This window comes from Microbacterium natoriense (genome assembly GCF_030816295.1).
GTDB classification, from domain to species: Bacteria; Actinomycetota; Actinomycetes; order Actinomycetales; family Microbacteriaceae; genus Microbacterium; species Microbacterium natoriense_A.
The window spans coordinates 2671487-2688918 of record NZ_JAUSXV010000001.1 but is presented as its reverse complement, the minus strand read 5'-3'; the positions used below and the strand labels follow the sequence as shown (position 1 = coordinate 2688918).

The 17432-nt window shown below is 66.7% G+C and carries 21 protein-coding genes; 13 read left to right on the top strand and 8 right to left on the bottom strand.

The window, feature by feature from the left end; translation table 11 throughout:
* The first annotated feature begins 2 nt into the window (after window positions 1–2).
* A complete protein-coding gene (locus QFZ53_RS12560) occupies window positions 3–569 on the top strand; it encodes a GNAT family N-acetyltransferase (RefSeq protein WP_307296893.1) in 567 nt (188 codons plus the stop codon).
* A 130-nt stretch (window positions 570–699) separates the two neighbouring features.
* The gene (locus QFZ53_RS12555; RefSeq protein WP_307296890.1) at window positions 700–1032 is read left to right on the top strand and encodes a hypothetical protein; all 333 of its coding nucleotides are present in this window, start codon (window positions 700–702) and stop codon (window positions 1030–1032) included.
* A gap of 50 nt (window positions 1033–1082) precedes the next feature.
* Here QFZ53_RS12555 and QFZ53_RS12550 read toward each other — a convergent pair whose 3' ends face one another.
* Window positions 1083–1502 carry a hotdog fold thioesterase gene (locus tag QFZ53_RS12550; RefSeq protein WP_307296887.1) on the bottom strand — a complete coding sequence of 140 codons (420 nt, stop codon included), beginning with the start codon at window positions 1500–1502 and terminating at the stop codon, window positions 1083–1085.
* Between the two features lie 45 nt (window positions 1503–1547).
* Between QFZ53_RS12550 and polA the strand changes: the two genes are divergently transcribed.
* From polA to QFZ53_RS12520, 6 genes are read left to right on the top strand one after another with little or no spacing between them, the layout of a single operon-like run.
* Window positions 1548–4181, top strand: coding sequence for a DNA polymerase I (gene polA / locus QFZ53_RS12545; RefSeq protein WP_307296884.1), 2634 nt, complete (start codon window positions 1548–1550; stop codon window positions 4179–4181).
* A gap of 58 nt (window positions 4182–4239) precedes the next feature.
* On the top strand, window positions 4240–5916 hold the full coding sequence (locus tag QFZ53_RS12540; RefSeq protein WP_307296881.1) for a DUF885 domain-containing protein: 1677 nt from the start codon (window positions 4240–4242) through the stop codon (window positions 5914–5916).
* Between the two features lie 53 nt (window positions 5917–5969).
* Complete coding sequence (locus tag QFZ53_RS12535) at window positions 5970–6998, top strand: LLM class flavin-dependent oxidoreductase (protein WP_307296879.1); 1029 nt, start codon at window positions 5970–5972, stop codon at window positions 6996–6998.
* Window positions 6999–7033: 35 nt separating this feature from the next.
* Entirely contained in the window at window positions 7034–8386 is a 1353-nt protein-coding gene (locus tag QFZ53_RS12530; RefSeq protein WP_307296877.1) for an MFS transporter, read from the top strand.
* Window positions 8387–8414: 28 nt separating this feature from the next.
* Window positions 8415–9167 carry an SGNH/GDSL hydrolase family protein gene (locus QFZ53_RS12525; protein WP_307299405.1) on the top strand — a complete coding sequence of 251 codons (753 nt, stop codon included), beginning with the start codon at window positions 8415–8417 and terminating at the stop codon, window positions 9165–9167.
* Window positions 9164–9913: a formylglycine-generating enzyme family protein gene (locus QFZ53_RS12520; protein ID WP_307296876.1), complete on the top strand. Its 750-nt coding sequence runs from the start codon at window positions 9164–9166 to the stop codon at window positions 9911–9913. The genes QFZ53_RS12525 and QFZ53_RS12520 overlap by 4 nt, the downstream gene beginning before the upstream one ends.
* A gap of 4 nt (window positions 9914–9917) precedes the next feature.
* Here the strand turns inward: QFZ53_RS12520 and QFZ53_RS12515 are convergent, their stop codons facing one another.
* Together QFZ53_RS12515 and QFZ53_RS12510 are read right to left on the bottom strand one after the other, a co-directional pair.
* Complete coding sequence (locus tag QFZ53_RS12515) at window positions 9918–10337, bottom strand: GNAT family N-acetyltransferase (protein WP_307296873.1); 420 nt, start codon at window positions 10335–10337, stop codon at window positions 9918–9920.
* 35 nt (window positions 10338–10372) lie between these two features.
* On the bottom strand, window positions 10373–11698 hold the full coding sequence (locus QFZ53_RS12510; protein ID WP_307296871.1) for an MFS transporter: 1326 nt from the start codon (window positions 11696–11698) through the stop codon (window positions 10373–10375).
* An 81-nt stretch (window positions 11699–11779) separates the two neighbouring features.
* Between QFZ53_RS12510 and QFZ53_RS12505 the strand changes: the two genes are divergently transcribed.
* Window positions 11780–12253 (top strand): GNAT family N-acetyltransferase, encoded by a 474-nt coding sequence (locus tag QFZ53_RS12505; protein WP_307296869.1) that lies wholly within the window; start codon window positions 11780–11782, stop codon window positions 12251–12253.
* Here the strand turns inward: QFZ53_RS12505 and QFZ53_RS12500 are convergent.
* The 3 genes from QFZ53_RS12500 to QFZ53_RS12490 are packed head-to-tail and all read right to left on the bottom strand — an operon-like array spanning window position 12237 to window position 13494.
* Complete coding sequence (locus QFZ53_RS12500; RefSeq protein ID WP_307296866.1) at window positions 12237–12776, bottom strand: GNAT family N-acetyltransferase; 540 nt, start codon at window positions 12774–12776, stop codon at window positions 12237–12239. The two genes, QFZ53_RS12505 and QFZ53_RS12500, sit on opposite strands and share 17 nt — an antisense overlap.
* Window positions 12777–12810: 34 nt before the next feature.
* Window positions 12811–13092 carry a DUF1905 domain-containing protein gene (locus QFZ53_RS12495; protein ID WP_292909864.1) on the bottom strand — a complete coding sequence of 94 codons (282 nt, stop codon included), beginning with the start codon at window positions 13090–13092 and terminating at the stop codon, window positions 12811–12813.
* Between the two features lie 21 nt (window positions 13093–13113).
* Complete coding sequence (locus tag QFZ53_RS12490) at window positions 13114–13494, bottom strand: DUF1761 family protein (RefSeq protein ID WP_307296863.1); 381 nt, start codon at window positions 13492–13494, stop codon at window positions 13114–13116.
* A 77-nt stretch (window positions 13495–13571) separates the two neighbouring features.
* On the opposite strand from QFZ53_RS12490, the gene QFZ53_RS12485 reads away from it, so the two are divergent.
* Both QFZ53_RS12485 and QFZ53_RS12480 read left to right on the top strand, forming a co-directional pair.
* Window positions 13572–14189, top strand: a complete 618-nt coding sequence (locus tag QFZ53_RS12485; protein WP_307296862.1) for a TetR/AcrR family transcriptional regulator — start codon at window positions 13572–13574, stop codon at window positions 14187–14189.
* Between the two features lie 115 nt (window positions 14190–14304).
* Entirely contained in the window at window positions 14305–14844 is a 540-nt protein-coding gene (locus QFZ53_RS12480) for a GNAT family N-acetyltransferase (protein ID WP_307296860.1), read from the top strand.
* Window positions 14845–14905: 61 nt separating this feature from the next.
* On the opposite strand, the gene QFZ53_RS12475 is transcribed toward QFZ53_RS12480, so the two are convergent.
* Both QFZ53_RS12475 and QFZ53_RS12470 read right to left on the bottom strand, forming a co-directional pair.
* Window positions 14906–15352, bottom strand: coding sequence for a GNAT family N-acetyltransferase (locus tag QFZ53_RS12475; RefSeq protein WP_307296859.1), 447 nt, complete (start codon window positions 15350–15352; stop codon window positions 14906–14908).
* Between the two features lie 73 nt (window positions 15353–15425).
* Window positions 15426–15998, bottom strand: coding sequence for a nitroreductase family protein (locus QFZ53_RS12470; protein ID WP_307296856.1), 573 nt, complete (start codon window positions 15996–15998; stop codon window positions 15426–15428).
* Window positions 15999–16099: 101 nt separating this feature from the next.
* On the opposite strand from QFZ53_RS12470, the gene QFZ53_RS12465 reads away from it, so the two are divergent.
* Window positions 16100–16639, top strand: a complete 540-nt coding sequence (locus QFZ53_RS12465; protein ID WP_307296852.1) for an MOSC domain-containing protein — start codon at window positions 16100–16102, stop codon at window positions 16637–16639.
* 222 nt (window positions 16640–16861) lie between these two features.
* Window positions 16862–17386 carry a DUF4265 domain-containing protein gene (locus QFZ53_RS12460; RefSeq protein WP_307296850.1) on the top strand — a complete coding sequence of 175 codons (525 nt, stop codon included), beginning with the start codon at window positions 16862–16864 and terminating at the stop codon, window positions 17384–17386.
* Window positions 17387–17432: the final 46 nt, after the last annotated feature.

The following is a 17432-nucleotide window of genomic DNA, read 5'->3' as shown; positions in this document are numbered from 1 at the left end:
TGGTGCGTCCGCTCGACGCGGAGCACTCGCTTCGCGCGGTACGCACAGGGGACGGCGCCGCACTGGCGCGCGCCTACACGGCGAACCGCACGCATCTCGCGCCGTGGGAGCCCACGCGATCCGCGGACTTCTTCACCGAGGAATGGCAGGAGAACCACGCGAGGCAGTGCGTGGAGGACGCCGCCGCAGGGCGCAGCATCCGATTCCTGATCGAATCCCACGACGGTGAGATCCGTGGCCGCATGAACATCAACAACATCGTGCGTGGCGCGTTCTGGAGCGCGGATCTCGGCTACTGGATCGACTCCTCGAGCACCGGAAGAGGTCTCGCCACCCGGGCGGTCGCTCAGGTGCTGGACTATGCGCGCTCCGAACTGCGACTGCACCGCATGCAGGCTGCCACTCTGCTGCACAACCTCGGTTCGCAACGCGTGCTCGCGGCCAACGGCTTCCAACAGATCGGAACGGCTCCGGAGTATCTGAAGATCGCGGGGGAGTGGCAGGACCATCTGCTGTTCCAGCGGATCCTCCACCCCACCGGTTACCGGCGAACGCACGACGCGTCCTGAATCGATCGCTGATCCTCGACCTTTTCGCAGGCGACGTCAAGGGGGCGGCGCGCACGGCGACGTGCGCCTATCATCGACCCCACGTCGCCTGGCGAGGTGACGCATCGAGCAACGCGAACCGAGGGTTCTGATGAAGCGCATCGTGATGAGCTTCGGTGACTTCCTCACCGGAGATGACATAGCCGACGCGGTCAGCAGGTATTCGCTCGCCCTGGCGAAGGCGCACCAGACGGAGATCGTCGAGATCCCTTATCGATCGACCCCCAGTCGGGTGGATCGAATCGAGTTGCGGATCGGCTGGCTGGTCGACATCGGCGTCGTCCGTCACGAGAACGCGGGCCGGGAGCTGCTCGAGCCCGAGACGGTTCAGCATCTCCATGCCACGACGGACTCACTCGAACACGTCGGTTCCCTGGGCGAGGGCTCGTCCCGATCCTGGACGAAGTGGGAATACGACCTCTGAGCGGACTCAGCCCGCAGGCGCGTGTTCTCGACAGCGACGAGTCCGGCTGTTCACTCCACGGTCTTGATCATGTTCGTGATGCGGATGGTGGAGCATCGACGGCCGTGGTCGTCGGTCACCACGATCTCGTGCACGGTGATGCTGCGCCCGAGGTGGATGGGCGTGCAGACACCGGTCACGAGGCCCGACGTCGCCGACCGCGTGTGGGTCGCGTTGATGTCGACGCCGACCGCGAGGCGGCCGGGTCCCGCATGCAGGTTCGCGGCCATCGAGCCGAGCGACTCGCCCAGCACCACGTAGGCGCCGCCGTGCACGAGGCCGACGGGCTGCGTGTTGCCTTCTACCGGCATCGTGGCGACGGAGCGCTCGATGGAGAACTCGGTGAACTCGATGCCCATCTTCTCGGCGAGTGCGCCCATGCCCCGGGCCGTGGCCCACTCGAGTCCTTCGCTCATCGCGACATCGCTCATGAATCCTCCTCAGCGGGTGTCTGCCGTCCTCGTTAGGCTGACAGGGTGACGGACTCCGCAAAGCCTACCCTCATGGTCGTCGACGGCCATTCGCTCGCCTATCGCGCATTCTTCGCCCTTCCGGTCGAGAACTTCACGACGAAGGACAACCAGCACACGAACGCCATCTACGGCTTCCTGTCCATGTTCGTGAACCTCATCAAGGCCGAGAAGCCGACGCACATGGCGGTGGCGTTCGATACCTCACGTCATTCCTTCCGCACCGACGAGTACCCCGAGTACAAGGCGACGCGTTCTGAGACCCCGCAGGAGTTCCGCGGCCAGATCCCGCTGCTGCAGGACTGCCTCGCGGCGATGTCCATACCGGTGCTCACCAAAGAGGGCATCGAGGCCGACGACATCCTCGCGACGCTCTCCACGCAGGGCGCCGAGCAGGGATACGACGTCCTCGTCGTCTCCGGCGATCGCGACACGATCCAGCTCGTGACCGACGATGTCACCCTGCTGTACCCGTCGGTGCAGGGCGTGTCGCAGCTCAAGCGCTACGACCCCGTCACGGTGCAGGAGCGCTACGGAGTACGGCCAGAGCAGTACCCCGACATCGCCGCGCTGGTCGGCGAGACCAGCGACAACCTGCCAGGAGTGCCGAAGGTCGGCGAGAAGACCGCCGTCAAGTGGCTGACCCAGTTCGGCTCACTCGACGAACTGCTCGAGCGCTCCGCCGAGATCAAGGGCGTCGCGGGCGGCAACCTGCGCGACCACATCGACGACGTGCGCCGCAACCGCAAGCTCAACCGGCTGCTCACCGACGTCGAGCTTCCCGTCGCACCCGGCGACCTGGCGGTGACTCCGATCGACGCCCAGGCCGTCCGCGACATCTTCGCCCGACTCGAGTTCCGCACGCTGCTGCCTCGCGTCTTCGAAGCCGTCGGTGCGGGGGAAGTCGCCGACGACCCCGCATCCGCGGTGGTCCTGCCTCAGCCGGTCGAGCTTGCAGCGGCGGACTTCGCCGCCTGGGCCGAGTCGCAGACGAGCGACGTCGCACTGCGCATCACGACTCACGGCGGGGCCCCCGTCCGCGTGGGAGCGGCGACAGAGACCGAGGTGCGTGAACTCGACTGGAACGACGAGGCGGTCCACGCACTGCGCGGATGGCTCGAGTCCGAGAGCCCCAAGGTTCTTCACGATGCGAAGCCGCAGGTGAAGGCGCTGCTGCGGCTCGGCATCCGTCTCGGCGGCCTCGCCTACGACACCAGCCTCGCCGGCTGGCTGCTGCGACCGAGCTTTCCCGACAAGACGCTCGCCGATCTCGTCGAGCGGTATCTCGGCGAGAAGCTCCCCGAAGCAGACCCCACGCAGCTGGTTCCAGAGACCGAGGGGGCGACACCGTCGCAGGAGGCGTGGTTCGCGCTGCGGGTGGCTGCCGCGCTCCGCGAGGACATCCCCGAGTCCGTCGCGCAGGTGCTCACCGACATCGAGCTTCCGACACTGCTCACCCTGGCCGACATGGAGGTCGCGGGCGTCGCGGTCTCGCACGATGTGCTCTCCGGCTTCTCGGGTGAGCTCGGCGCCCGTGCCGAGCTTCTCGCACAAGAGGCGTTCGCCCTGGTCGGGCGCGAGTTCAACCTCGGCTCGCCCAAGCAGTTGCAGGAGGTGCTGTTCGACGACCTGCAGCTGCCGAAGACCCGCAAGACGAAGACCGGCTACTCCACCGACGCGGCTGTGCTCGCCGACCTGCAGGAGAGCAACCCCCATCCGTTCCTCGGGCTGCTGCTGCAGCATCGCGAAGCCACCAAGCTCCGTCAGATCATCGAGTCGCTCGACACCGCCATCGGCGACGATCACCGGGTCCGCACGACATACGTGCAGACCGGCAGCCAGACCGGCCGTCTGTCGAGCACCGACCCGAACCTGCAGAACATCCCCGTGCGCACCGAGGAGTCCCGGCGCATCCGCAGCGCGTTCCAGGTCGGCGAGGGCTACGAGGCGCTGCTCACGGCCGACTACTCGCAGATCGAGATGCGCATCATGGCGCACCTGTCGGGAGACGAAGGCCTGATCGAGGCGTTCAACAGCGGCGAGGATCTGCACCGATTCGTCGGCGCGCGCGTCTTCGGCGTCGAACCGTCCGATGTCACCGCCGCGATGCGTACCAAGGTCAAGGCCATGTCGTACGGACTCGTCTACGGGCTCAGCGCCTTCGGCCTGTCCAAGCAGTTGCGCATCGAGCAGTCAGAGGCCAAGCAGCTCATGATCGAGTACTTCGCGCGCTTCGGCGCGGTGCGCGACTACCTGCGAGCATCCGTGCTGAAGGCGAAGGAAGTCGGTTACACCGAGACCCTCTTCGGCCGTCGCCGACCGTTCCCCGACCTGTCCAGCCCGAACCGCGTGCTGCGCGAGAACGCCGAACGTGCGGCGCTCAACGCCCCGATCCAAGGCAGTGCCGCAGACATCATGAAGATCGCGCTGTTCCACATCCACGACGACCTCCGCACCGAGGGTCTCGCGTCACGTGCGCTGCTGCAGATCCACGACGAACTCGTGGTCGAGGTGGCACCGGGGGAGTGGGATGCCGCCGAACGGATCGTCCGCTCGCGGATGGGCGATGCCGCCGATCTCACGGTCCCGCTCGACGTCCAGGTCGGCCGTGGCCATGACTGGAACGAAGCCGCACACTGATCGCGGGCACCGAGTTTCCGAGATACTGCGACGGGGTGCCGCGGGCTAGTCTGGAGGGATGACTTCCGCACCGCGCACCCCGTCAGCCATCGACAAGGTCGCCGACGAGTGGGTCGACACGATCGTCGCTCTCTCTCCGATCCTCGCAACGTACATCGGCCGCACCGAGGTGAACGATCGCTTCGGCGACTTCAGCCCTCAGGGCCATGAGGAGGTCGTGGCGGCGACCCGTGCGACGCTCGCGAAGCTGCAGGCTCTCGAACCCGTCGACGCGATCGACGAGGTGACCAAGACCGATCTGTCGTCGGAACTGAGCCTCGATCTCGAATTGCACGAGGCGAAGTGGCATCTGCGCGATCTCAACGTCATCGCCTCGGCCGCACAGGACGTCCGCAGCGCTTTCGACCTCATGCCGACCGAGACAACGGACGACTGGGCGGTCATCGCCACGCGTCTCGCCGCTGTTCCAGATGCTCTGCGCGGGTACACCGAGACGCTGCGGGCCGGCATCGCCACCGGCGTCACGCCTGCGCGACGCCAGGTGGCGGAGGTCGCGACCCAGATTCCTCGCTACACGGCTGACGACGGCTTCTTCGCCGCGTTCGTCGCCAACGGCGGCCCCGCGGAGGGGAGCCTGCCCGCATCTCTCGCACGCACGCTCGCCGACAATGCGGCGGCTGCGCGTGTCGCCTACGACGAGCTGCGCAGCTTTCTTGCCGAAGAACTCGCACCCGTGGCGAGCGAGACGGATGCCGTGGGCCGCGAGCTCTACGCGCTGAACTCGCGGCGCTTCCTCGGCGCCACGATCGACCTCGACGAGACCTACGAGTGGGGGCGCGAAGAGCTCGCCCGGATGGTCGCCGAGCAGACGGCGATCGCGAACGAGATCCTCCCCGGTGCTTCCGTGGAAGAGGCCGTCGCCCACCTCGAATCCGACCCCGCCCGCAAGCTGATCGGCACCGACGCGCTGCAGCGCTGGATGCAGGAGACGAGCGATCGCGCCGTCGCCGAGCTCGGCGCGTCGCACTTCGACATCCCGGAACCCGTCCGCACGCTCGAGTGCATGATCGCGCCGACGCAGGAGGGCGGGATCTACTACACCGGCCCGACCGACGACTTCTCCCGCCCTGGCCGCATGTGGTGGTCCGTGCCCGAGGGCGTCACCGAGTTCGACACCTGGCGCGAGCTGACGACCGTCTATCACGAGGGCATCCCAGGGCACCACCTGCAGATCGGCCAGGCCGTGTACAACCGCGCCGAGCTGAACTCGTGGCGCCGACTGCTCGCCGGCACCTCCGGTCACGCGGAAGGCTGGGCGCTGTATGCCGAGCGCCTCATGCAGCAGCTCGGTTATCTCGACGATCCGGCCGATCGTCTGGGCATGCTCGACGGGCAGCGCATGCGCGCGGCCCGCGTCATGCTCGACATCGGCGTGCATCTGGGCAAGCCGCGGCTCGACGGCACCGGGGTGTGGGATGCCGAGTACGCGCTCGACTTCATGCGCAAGAACGTCAACATGTCCGACCAGTTCGTCCAGTTCGAGGTGAACCGATATCTGGGCTGGCCGGGGCAGGCTCCGTCGTACAAGGTCGGTCAGCGGATCTGGGAGCAGGTGCGCGATGCATACCAGGCCGAGCGCGGTGCGGGCTTCGACATCAAGGAGTTCCACAAGCGGGCGCTCGACATGGGCGGTGTCGGCCTCGACACCCTGCGCACGGCCCTCCTGAACAAGTAGGGGAATGGCCGGAGCCGACTCGGTGTTCATTCACCTGAATGGAAAGGGATGACATGGACATCGAGTTCGGGCTGGACACCTTCGGAGACATCACCCGCGACGCTGACGGCGTGCTGCTCAGCGGCGCGCAGACGATCCGCAACATCGTCGCGCAGGCGGAGCGCGCCGACGCCGTCGGCGTCGACTTCTTCGGGGTGGGGGAGCACCACCGTCCCGAGTTCGCGGTCTCCGCTCCCGAGATGGTGCTGGCAGCGATCGCCGGTCGCACCGAGCACATCCGTCTCGGCACCGCGGTGACCGTGCTGTCTTCTGACGACCCCGTGCGCGTCTACGAGCGCTTCGCGACGCTGGACGCGGTCTCGAACGGGCGCGCAGAGGTGGTGCTCGGACGCGGTTCGTTCATCGAGTCGTTCCCGCTCTTCGGTTACGACCTGCGCGACTACGATGCGCTCTTCGAGCAGAAGCTCGACCTGTTCGTGCAGCTGCTGAAGGAAGAGCCCGTGACCTGGTCGGGCACGATGCGCGCCTCTCTCGAGAACGCGAATGTGTTCCCCAAGACCGAGAAGGGGCTGCGCACGTGGGTCGGCGTCGGCGGCAGCCCCGAGTCCGTCGTCCGCGTCGCCCGTCACGGCCTCGGTCTCATGCTCGCGATCATCGGGGGCCCTGCCGGGCGCTTCAAGCCCTTCGTCGATCTCTACCACCGCTCGGTGGCGTCGTTCGGCACGGCCTCGCACCCCGTCTCCGTGCACTCTCCAGGACACATCGCCGACACCGACGCCGAGGCGTGGGATGCGGCGTACTCCGGCTTCGAGGCGATGAACAACACCATCGGACGTGAGCGGGGCTGGCCCGCCTACAGTCGCGCCCGGTTCCAGAACGACGTCGGCCCCGAAGGCGCGCTCTACGCCGGCTCGCCCGACCGGGTGGCTGCGAAGATCGCCGACACCGTGAAGCTGCTGGGTCTCGGGCGCTTCGATCTCAAGTACGCGACGGGCACACTGTCGCACGAGGCGATGATGCGCAGCATCGAGCTGTACGGTACCGAGGTCATCCCGCGAGTGCGCAGGCTCCTCGCCGACTGACGTCGCTGCGCGTCGTCGGCTCTACGATGAAGGGCATGGCCAACACAGCGCTGCCGAGCCGTGCGTCCCTCGCTCAGAGACTCGATGACGTGCCGTTCACCAGGCGACACCTGCGCCTGCTCACGGGATCGGGGCTCGGCTGGGCGCTCGATGCGATGGACGTCGGGCTCATATCGTTCATCCTCGCGGCGCTCACGCAGCAGTGGGGACTCACGAAGCCCGAAGCGGGATGGATCGCCTCCGTCGGCTTCATCGGCATGGCGCTCGGCGCCACGCTGGGTGGCCTCCTGGCGGATCGGCTAGGCCGTCGGCAGGTGTTCGCGTTGACCCTCCTCGTCTACGGTGTCGCGACGGGGGCGAGCGCGCTCGTCGGCGGACTCGCGATGCTTCTCGTCCTCCGCTTCTTCGTCGGCCTGGGGCTGGGCGCTGAGCTCCCTGTCGCGTCGACGTATGTCAGCGAGTTCGCGCCCGCACGCATCCGGGGCCGACTGATCGTGATCCTCGAGGCGTTCTGGGCGGTCGGCTGGACGGCCGCCGCGCTGATCGGCTACCTCGTTATCCCGGCATCCGCCGACGGCTGGCGCTGGGCGTTCGCCCTGGGGGCGATCCCCGCCGTGTACGCGCTGATCATCCGCTGGGGGATGCCGGAATCGCCGCGCTGGCTGGCGCTGCGCGGCCGGATCGCCGAAGCCGAGAAGGTCGTCGTCTCCTTCGAGCTCGACGCGGGCATCGTCGCCGGTCCTGCCATCCGGAAGGAACCGCCGTCCCGGGCGATCACGGCCACGATGCGCTCGCGGGTGACGACGCTCTGGCACCCGGAGTTCCGGCTCCGCACCCTGTGCCTGTGGCTGGTCTGGCTGTGCGTAAACTTCGCCTACTACGGGGCGTTCATCTGGATCCCCAGCATCCTCGTCGATGCCGGCTTCGATCTGGTGCGGTCGTTCGGATTCACGCTGATCATCACGCTCGCGCAGCTACCTGGCTATGCCGTGGCCGCCTGGCTGATCGAAGTGTGGGGTCGCCGCAGCACGCTCTCGGTGTTCCTGCTGGGATCTGCCGTCTCCGCGGTGTTCTTCGGCACGGCGACCTCAGCCGGGGCGATCATCGCCGCGGGCATGGCGCTGTCGTTCTTCAATCTCGGAGCGTGGGGCGCGTTGTACGCGGTGACCCCGGAGATCTATCCCACTTCGCTCCGCGCGACCGGCGCGGGTTGGGCGGCAGGTGTGGGGCGGATCGCGTCGATCATCGCGCCGCTCGCCGTGCCCGCGATGCTGGTCATCGGCGGCGCGCCGCTCGTGTTCGTCGTCTTCGGTGTCTGCTTCGTCGTAGCGGCCGCCGCGGCTTGGGGGCTCAGCGACCGCAAGGGACAGGCGCTCGACGACCGCTGAGCGGGCATAGGCTGATCGTGTGAGTGATGTGCGTTATGTGGCGATCGGCGACTCTTTCACCGAAGGTGTCGGCGACGAGCTGCCCGACGGGCACGTCCGTGGATGGGCCGACCTCACCGCGCAGGGGTGGGCGGATGCTGCAGGGCACCCGATCAGGTACGCGAACCTCGCGATCCGGGGCAGGCTCGCCTGGCCGATCGTCGAGCAGCAGCTCGAGGCCGCTCTGGCGCTGCATCCCACGCATCTCTCGTTCAACGGCGGCGGCAACGATGTCCTGCGCCCCCGAGCCGATGTCGAGCACATCGCCGACGCCTTCAGCCGGGTGCTTCGTCGCTGCGATGACGAGGGCGTCACGCTGATCCTGCTCTCGGGGGCGAATCCGAGCGGGCAGCTGCCGATGGGCAAGGTGTTCCAGAAGCGCGGAGATCTCCTGTCGGAGGCGGTGCTCCGACGCGTCGAGAATCGGCCCGACGTCATCACCGCGCTGAACTGGCCCGACCGCGAGCTCTCCGAACCGCAGTACTGGTCCGAGGATCGGCTGCACATGAACGCCGCGGGCCACCATCGAGTGGCCGCCCGGGTGCTGCACGCGCTCGGTTTCGAGCCGCACGAGACCTGGTGGGCGCCGAGCGACACCGGCCGGGCCGGCCCCAGCGGCTATGCGTACTATCGGGAGTTCGTCGGCCCTTGGGTGAAGCGCCGCGTGACCGGTACGTCGTCAGGCGACGGCCGTACCGCGAAGTACCCGGCGTGGGTCGAACTCTCTCCGCGCCCGGTATGACCGACATCGAGATGCGGCGCATCCCCGCCGGTTCCGTGACTCTTCACGACGAACGCAGGAAGATCCAACGCGTCGTCGAACTCGCGGATTTCGAGATCGGAGTCTTCCCGGTCACCGAGGAGCAGTTCGCAGAGATCCTGCCGGTGCCCTCCCGGCACCCCCGGCGTCCGGCGGCTGACGTGAGCTGGTTGCGCGCCGTGCACTTCTGCAACGCCGCATCCGAGTGGGAGGGGCTCGACCCGGTGTACCGATTCGACGGCGAAGACGTCTCGTGGGACGCGACGGGTGACGGCTATCGGCTTCCGACCGAGGCGGAGTGGGAGTTCGCGTGCCGCGCCGGATCTGCCGGTCCGCACTACGCGCCACTCGCGGATGCCGCATGGACGAGCGCGGATGGCGTGCCGGCACCGCAGGATGTGGGCGGGAAGCTGCCGAATCTGAACGGTCTGTTCGACATGCTCGGGAACGTGTGGGAGTGGTGCTGGGACTTCCTGGATCCGGCGCGATACGACGACTACCGGGTGTTCCGCGGCGGGGGATACGCCGATGACGCCTGGAGCGTTCGGGCCGGCGTACGCCGCGGAGGCGCGCCGCGCATGCATCACGAAGACGTCGGCCTGCGCGTCGCCCGTGGCGCCTTCGACACGCGCGACGCGGCCCAGGGGTGGTCTGCGCGAGCGGACCGGGAGCGCGCCGCCTTCGACGGCCCTGTGCCGTTCGGCTGGACGCCGCTCGCCCGCAGGTAGGCGGCTACGCGGTCATCTGCTTGATCATGAAGAGATTCGGATCCTCCGAGGGGGCGAACCCGTATCGGGCGTAGAGTCCGTGAGCGTCAGCGGTGGCGAGCATGATGCGCTTGAGACCCAGTGGCTCGAGATCTGCGATGACGCCTGCGATGAGCATCTTGCCGACGCCGTCCCCTCGGACACCGGGGTCGACGAACACGTCGCAGAGCCAGGCAAAGGTGACGGCATCCGTCACGACCCGTGCGTAAGCGACTTGCTCGCCGTCGGCGTTCCACACGCCGTAGTTGCGCGAGGCATCGATCGCCGCTTCCTGTGTCTCTCGGGCACGTCCTTCGGCCCAGTACGCCTGCTTGCTGAGCCAGGCGTGCACGCGGGGGCGATCGATGAGCGACGGATCGTTCGAGAACGTGAAGGAAGTGCGCATCGCATCATCCTATGAGCAGTCAGCGTGGTGAGAAGTCAGCGGTGACGTTCGGGATCGAGGCCCATGCGGATGCGCGTGCGCTTGCGCTCGATCAGGATGAAGGCGGTGCCGACGAGCCAGATGGGAACGGGCATCAGGAAGGCGATGCGGAAGGCCTCGAACGTGTAGGTGGCCGGTGTTCCCGCTCCCTGGAGGTCGAGAGCGAGACCGATCAGGAAGATCGCGATGAGCGCGGCGATGAATCCGCCGGCGTTGGTCACACCGGTGGCTGTGCTCAGCCGGTGCGAGGGATTGTGCGTGCGGGCGTGATCGAAGGCGATCATGCTGGCGGGCCCTCCCGTGCCGAGAGCGATCGCGAGCAGATAGAGCATCCACGACGGCGCCGGGCCCGGAAGCGCGATGACAGCGACCCAGGCGACGAACTGCACGCCCACGGACGGCAGGACGAGCGCGTAGGAGCGGTGATAGGGAAGACGGCGGGAGAGGTCGCCGATCACGGGGCCGAGCACCATGCCGGCGACCACATACACCGAGATGATGCCGGCGGCGTGCGCGGTGTCGAGGCCCTGGGCGGCGGTGAGGAAGGGCATGCCCCAGAGGAGGACGAAGGCGGTGCCGGCGAAGGGCGACGTGAAGTGCGACCAGAAGGCGAGGCGGGTTCCGGGGTGAGCCCAGGCAGCCCGGATGCCGACGCCCGTGTCGATCGCCGAGGTCACCACCCGGACCAGCCCGGTGTCGGTGTTGACAGTGACATCGGCGCCGCGCTCGGGCGGGTGGTTGCGGATGACGAGGAACACCAGGATGCTGAACAGCACGCCCAGACCGGCGATGCTGCCGAAGGTCACGCTCCAGCTGGTCGCGTGCAGGAATGCAGCCAGCGGGACCAGGGCGACGAGCTGGCCCGCCTGCCCGAGGATTCCGGTGAACTGCACCATGAGCGGTCCCCGCTGAGCGGGGAACCACGTGGCGACGAGTCGCAGCACGGCCGGGAAGATCGCTGCGTCGCCCGCACCGAGCAGAATGCGGGCGATGATCGCGATGCCGATGCTGGGGGAGAGGGCCATGGTCAGCTGCCCCGCGGCCATCAGCACCATGCCGATCGTCATGATCGGGCGCGAGCCGTGACGGTCGAGCAGTATCCCGATCGGGATCTGCATGCCGCCGTACACCGCGAGCTGGACGACCGCGAACAGTGCGAGGGTCGATGCATCGGCCTGGAAGCGATCGGCCGCCTCGACACCGACGGCGCCAAGGGAGGTGCGGTTCGTGATCGCGAGGACGTAGGCGGCGACGCCGACCGACCAGATGAGCCAGGCGCGCCACCCGGGAGTCGTTGCGGGGGAGACGGAGACCTGCTTCACCCCTCCACGCTACTCCTGAGCGGTGACGAGCTCGGCGGGATCTCCGCCTACCCTGGAAGTACCAAGACAAGAGGAGTGCGGATGCCGCTGGTCACCGTTCGAGAAGCCGACCTGAGCGGTCCCGACGCGCGAGTGGCGGGCGACCTGATCCGCGCCTACCTGGTGCAGACCGAGAGTGAGAAGCTTTCGCATCTGGGCACAGGGGCGACGGTGCTCTCTGAGGCCCACGAGCGCGAGGTCGCGGATTTGGATGGTGTCCACGCCGGGGCCGCCGTGCTGCTTGCCGAGGTCGATGGCGTGCCATCAGGAGTCGTCGTCATCCGCACCTCTGAGTCCGAGTTGAAGCGGTTCTGGACGGCGCCCGGAGCCCGAGGACTCGGAGTCGGCTCCGCGCTGCTCGATGCCGCGATCGCGTCGTGCCGAGGGGATGTCCGGCTGTCGGTGTGGGAGTGGCGTGCGCCGGCACTCCGTCTGTACGAGTCCCGGGGGTTCGTGCGCGTCGATTCGTGGGAGGACCGCGCAGGACTGGTGTGCATGGTCAGGCGCGCAGCTTGACGCCCATGATCTGAGTCGGGTGCGTCTCCGAGACGCGAGCGTGCGGATCGATGACGGTCCAGCCGAGAGATGCGTAGAGCCGCTGCGGTGCCACGGCATTCGGATAGCAGGCCAGCAGTGCGCTGTCATAGGGGAGATCGGCGAGCACTTCTTTCATCAGTGCCCGTCCCACTCCTGATCGGCGGGCCGATGCCTTCACGACGAGCTCTGCAATCGCGAACTGCTGCTGATCCAGCCAGAGAGTGCGGTGCGGCTCGGCGAGAGTCTCGTTCAGACGGTTCCACCACCAGTCGCCGGGGCCGATCCCTGTTCCGAGGACGAAGCCGAGGACTTCTCCGTGCTCGGATGCGTGGAAGAGCCGGAACTCCGGCTTCTCCACGGCGTAGCGACGTACTCGTTCCGGGAACTCGACGAGACTGCGGACTGGGTCCTCTTCGTAGGGAGGTTCGGCGAATGCATCCGCACAGAGCCCTGCGATGGCGAGCAGTTGCTTTTCGTCACCGTCCCACTGCTCGATCTTCATCGATCGATCTTCGCACGGTTGGGCGGGCGGATACTCAGTTCAGGCGCTCGCTGAGGTGGACGGTGACGTCGTCGCCGTCGGTCTTGCCGAGTCGCTTGCGAATCGCGGCGGTGATGGGCAGCTTGTGCGTGCCGTCGCCGAGCGCCATGAACGCGCCTCGGAAGGGTTCCCCATCGACCGTGCCGGCGACTTTCACCAGTCCGCGAGTGCCGAAGATCTCCGCGGAGTCGGGAAGCTGTACGCACGTCCACGTGTCGCCGTCGCGAACTTTGCCGAGGGTCGCTGTGAAGGTCAGGTCAAGAGGTCGAACAGCCATGTCATTCCTTCTTCCGGGCGGTCAGACGAACAGTCCGACGAGGATTCCGATCAGGGTGAGTTTGATGATCCAGTCGAGCAGGTGGATTCCTGCAGTGGGAACGGCGGTGTTCTCGTGCACGACGCCCCCGAACAGCAAAATGAGAGGCAGAACCGACAGCGCCAGTCCGAGAAGGGCGCCGGCTGCAGGTCCGTGCCAGCCGGCAGCCGTCATGAGTCCGGCGATCAGGAACGACGCCAGCAGGCTGCGCGCGACCACCGAGAGCATCTGGAGGGCGACGGGGATACCGGGGCGGGGCGTACTGGTGCGTGTGACGAGACGCGAGACCGGCGGTATCGCGTAGAGGACCGCGCTGGCGATGAATGACGCGATCGTGGCGATGAGTATGCCCAGGGCGATCATGGCTCCTCCTTGAGTACTTATTGGTACTTAAACTGTACGACTCGCTCAAAGTACCGTCAAGTACTAATATGACGTGCATGAACACTGCGCTTCGGACTCGGGGACGCCCGGCCGGCCTAAGCGGCGACGCGCTGCTCGACGTTGCCCGCGAGGTGTTTCTCGAATTCGGGTACGGCGGCGCGTCGATGGACGAGGTCGCAAAGCGGGCGAAGATCTCGAAGTCGTCGCTGTATCGAGAGCACTCGTCGAAGAAGGCGCTCTACACGGCCGTCGTGCACTCGTGGGCGCATGCGGGACGAGGCGCGATGCGTCCGTCCCTGGAGAGGCTGCGGGGGAGTGGAGACCTTCGGCGCGGGCTGATCGAACTCGCAGAGACCATGCGGGCCGGCATTCTGAGCCCGCCCGTGCTCGAGATGCGTCGACTCGTGACCGCGGAGGCTCAGTCGCAGCCCGAGGTGGCGCGGGTGTATCTCGAGGAGAGCTGGAACACGAACATCCGCAATCTCGGGGAGACGCTGAAGGAGATCGCCGGCAGGGGAGCGCTGCGCATCGGCGACCCGGATGCCGCCGCCGGGCAGTTCACATGGCTCGTGATCGGCGCACCACTGAACGCCAGGCTCCTGGGGGCGGAGATCGATGAGCCGCCCGTGGAACAGGCCGTGGATCTCTTCCTCGCGGGGTATGCAACCGCCTGAGCGCTCGGGGCGCGTCAGGAGAATCCCTCGTCGGGAGCGCCGGATGTCGGTCGGGGACCGGAGGCAAGGGGAGGCACGACAATGACGGACCTCGTTCCGTGCCACCCTTGGACGCATGAGGGGGCTAGCGACGCCGACATTGCTGGGGGAGCAGGTCACGCTCCGGGAGTACCGCGACGATGATAGGCAGCTCGTTCTGTCTGTGGTTCATGATCCGCTTATTCCGCTCATGACCACTGTGCCCCAGACAGCCTGCACGACAGAGGTGCAGGCCTACATTGAAAGGCAACGTCGTCGTGCCTCGAATGGAGATGGCTTTCAGTTCGTCGTCGTCGAGAACGCGTTGGGTCGCGCGGTTGGCCAGGTGGGCATCACCTTCCGTGAGCAGAATCACGAGCGCGCAAGCGTCGGCTATTGGATCGCCCCGCAGTTCCGAGGCCATCGATACGCGGCGGGGGCTTTGCGGACACTTGCCGACTGGGCGCTTCACAGCCTTACCGTGGAACGATTGGAACTCTACGTCGAGCCCTGGAACGAGGCATCGTGCCGCACGGCCGAGTCGGCCGGATTCGAGCGCGAAGGATTGCTCAGGCGGTGGGAACGCGTCGGGTCAGAGCGCCGCGACATGTACATGTACTCGCTCGTGCGGCAATGACTTGCTGTCCCCGCTGTTCCCGCAGCCCGTGCTCGTGTGCGATCCCGGACACCGATGTTCGTCAGCTGTTCGAGGCTGGCACGTACCTCAGGACGTTCGTCTCCCGGCGCTCGAAGCCGACGGATTCGTAGAGCCTCAAGGCCGACTCGCGTGATGGCCGAGAAGTGAGATCGAGTGTGCGGAGGCCCCGACGAGTCGACTCCTCAGTGATCGCTTCAAGGAGCAGACGAGCGATGCCGCGCCCGCGTGCGTGGTGGCTGACGACGACGTCCTCGACGATGCCCCGCAAGCCGGTCACCAGAGGGAAGGTCACGAGTGTCGCCATTCCGAGCACCTGTCCAGCTTCGCGCGCAACGAAGAGATCCACGCCTGGTGTGTCGATCATCGCCTGCACGCGATCGGGATCCAAGATGGCGGTCGATGACAGCTGGGAGAGGAGAGCATCCACCTGTCGAAGGTCGTCGATCGTCAGAGTCTCAACGATCGCAACGTCGATGTCGTCCGTCATGTCCGCGAGCTTACAGAGCGTGGATGATCGCCTCGCGGGTATGCGATGACTCGACAATCTATATACCCGGAGATCAGCCTCGCGCCCACGTGATGTCCGCGCGGCTGGCTCGCTCTCGACTGGTTCCGGCCGACCTGATCTCGCCGGCACTGTGGGTCGAGACTCCGAACGCGGTCATGCTCGTGACTTCCCAGTGCGCCGGAACGCTGAACTCACCGGTGATGCCGCTGCGATCGAAGGCGCGGAACTGGTGGGCGTCGAGCCCGAGATGAAGACCTTGGATCGTCATGTGGGCGACAGCCTGGCCGAGATCGTAGCGAGCGAACTCCGAATACTCCCAGTCGTCCGTGCCTTCGACCGTCGTGTGCGCGAGGTTCACGAAGAGCACAGAAGCAGACGGCGCCCACTGCGATGAACTCCGCGCCAGATGGCGGACGATCCGCCGATGAGCGTCGCCTCCGCGCCTGCCGACGATGAACTGCCAGGGCTGCGAGTTCCCGGCCGAGGGGGCGTGCCGCGCCGCGTCCAGCAGCGAGTCGATCTGACCGTCAGAGACCTCGATCGTGGGGTCGAAACCTACCGGGCTGAATCGGCCGACCAGCGCTGGGTGTACGTCGGGGATCACGGGCGGGTCGCAGATCGTCATCACACCACTATGCCGCGCCCCGTAGCGACGGGGGAGCAGCTCGGGCGTGGCGCACACACTTCGTAGGCGGCCGATGGCGTTCGGAGTGGAAGAATGAAGGCATGCCGTCTCGGGTCGTCGCCGTTCATTCCAGCCCCATGCACGGCTTCAGCAAGCGGACTCGCGAATCGATCACCCTTCTCGAAGGAGTTGGCGTCGAAGGTGACGCGCACTCCGGCGCAACAGTGCAGCACCGTTCTCGAGTGACCGCCGACCCGTCACAGCCGAACCTGCGGCAGGTGCATCTGATGCACGAGGAGCTGTTCGACGCCCTGAGAGAGAGTGGCCATACGGTCGAGCCCGGTGATCTCGGCGAGAACATCACCACCCGGGACATCGATCTTCTGGCCCTTCCCGTCGGCACCCGCCTGCACCTCGGCGACACGGTGGTGACGATCACTGGTCTGCGCAATCCGTGCCAGCAGATCAATGACTTCCAGCCCGGTCTGCTCAAGAAGCTTGTCCGGACCGACGGCGAGGGACGCGTCATCCGACTCGCCGGAGTCATGGGAATCGTCTCCCGTGGTGGGCGGGTAGTCCCGGGCGACACGATCGATATCGAGCTGCCTCGCGAACCCCACTTCCCATTGACGCGCGTGTAAGTACACGCCGGACCGATTCCGATCGTCGACGCTGTCGCCGCAGTGCGGCGCCTGGTCTGGATCGAATCCCTGAGTGTCACGGGCGTGGCCAGAAGATCCCACGACCTCGATGTGGCTCACCAAGACTCCGGCGACGGTATTCCGCAAGGTACGGCACGCTCGAACGCTCCGATAGCCCTGGAACGAGCCTCCGTAGTTGGCATCGTCCACTAGAGTCCAGGGATGCCGATTCACCGCCGTCATCCGGCCATCGCAGGGGAGTGGTCCGGCCGTGAGCTCGTGCCATCGCGTCTGGCCGCCGAGGCCGATACCGAGGTCTGGCTTGCTCTTCCACCGGAGGGGTCGGGAGAGCAGATGTGGGAAGCGCTGAACGGCTTGTTCGTGGGTCCCGGAATCGTCGAGATCCGAGCTGTTCCGGCGCTCGCATACGACGTGGCGTTCGGCGACAGGGTGAGCATCGTCCGGTCTGCAGAAGGATCTCCGGTTGTAAACGGGATCCACGAGCGTGGTCCGTTCGGAACGTTCCGCCTCTGGCTTGGCGAGAGCGTTAACCTCACGAGTTCGTGGAGATCTGTCGCCGAAAAGTATGCAGAGCTCGGCTGTCTCGTGGACGTCTACTCCGAGAAACTGATTGCGATCGCCTGCCCTGGGAATCGAGCGGTCAGGATCCGTGAGATTCTCGAGGCGCAAGCTTCAGAGTCTGAACTCATCTGGGAGGAGAGCTCGCTTTCGCCACCTACGGACTAGAGGCGACTGACTCAGCTCCCTCCTTGACGGGCCATCGCAAGTCGAG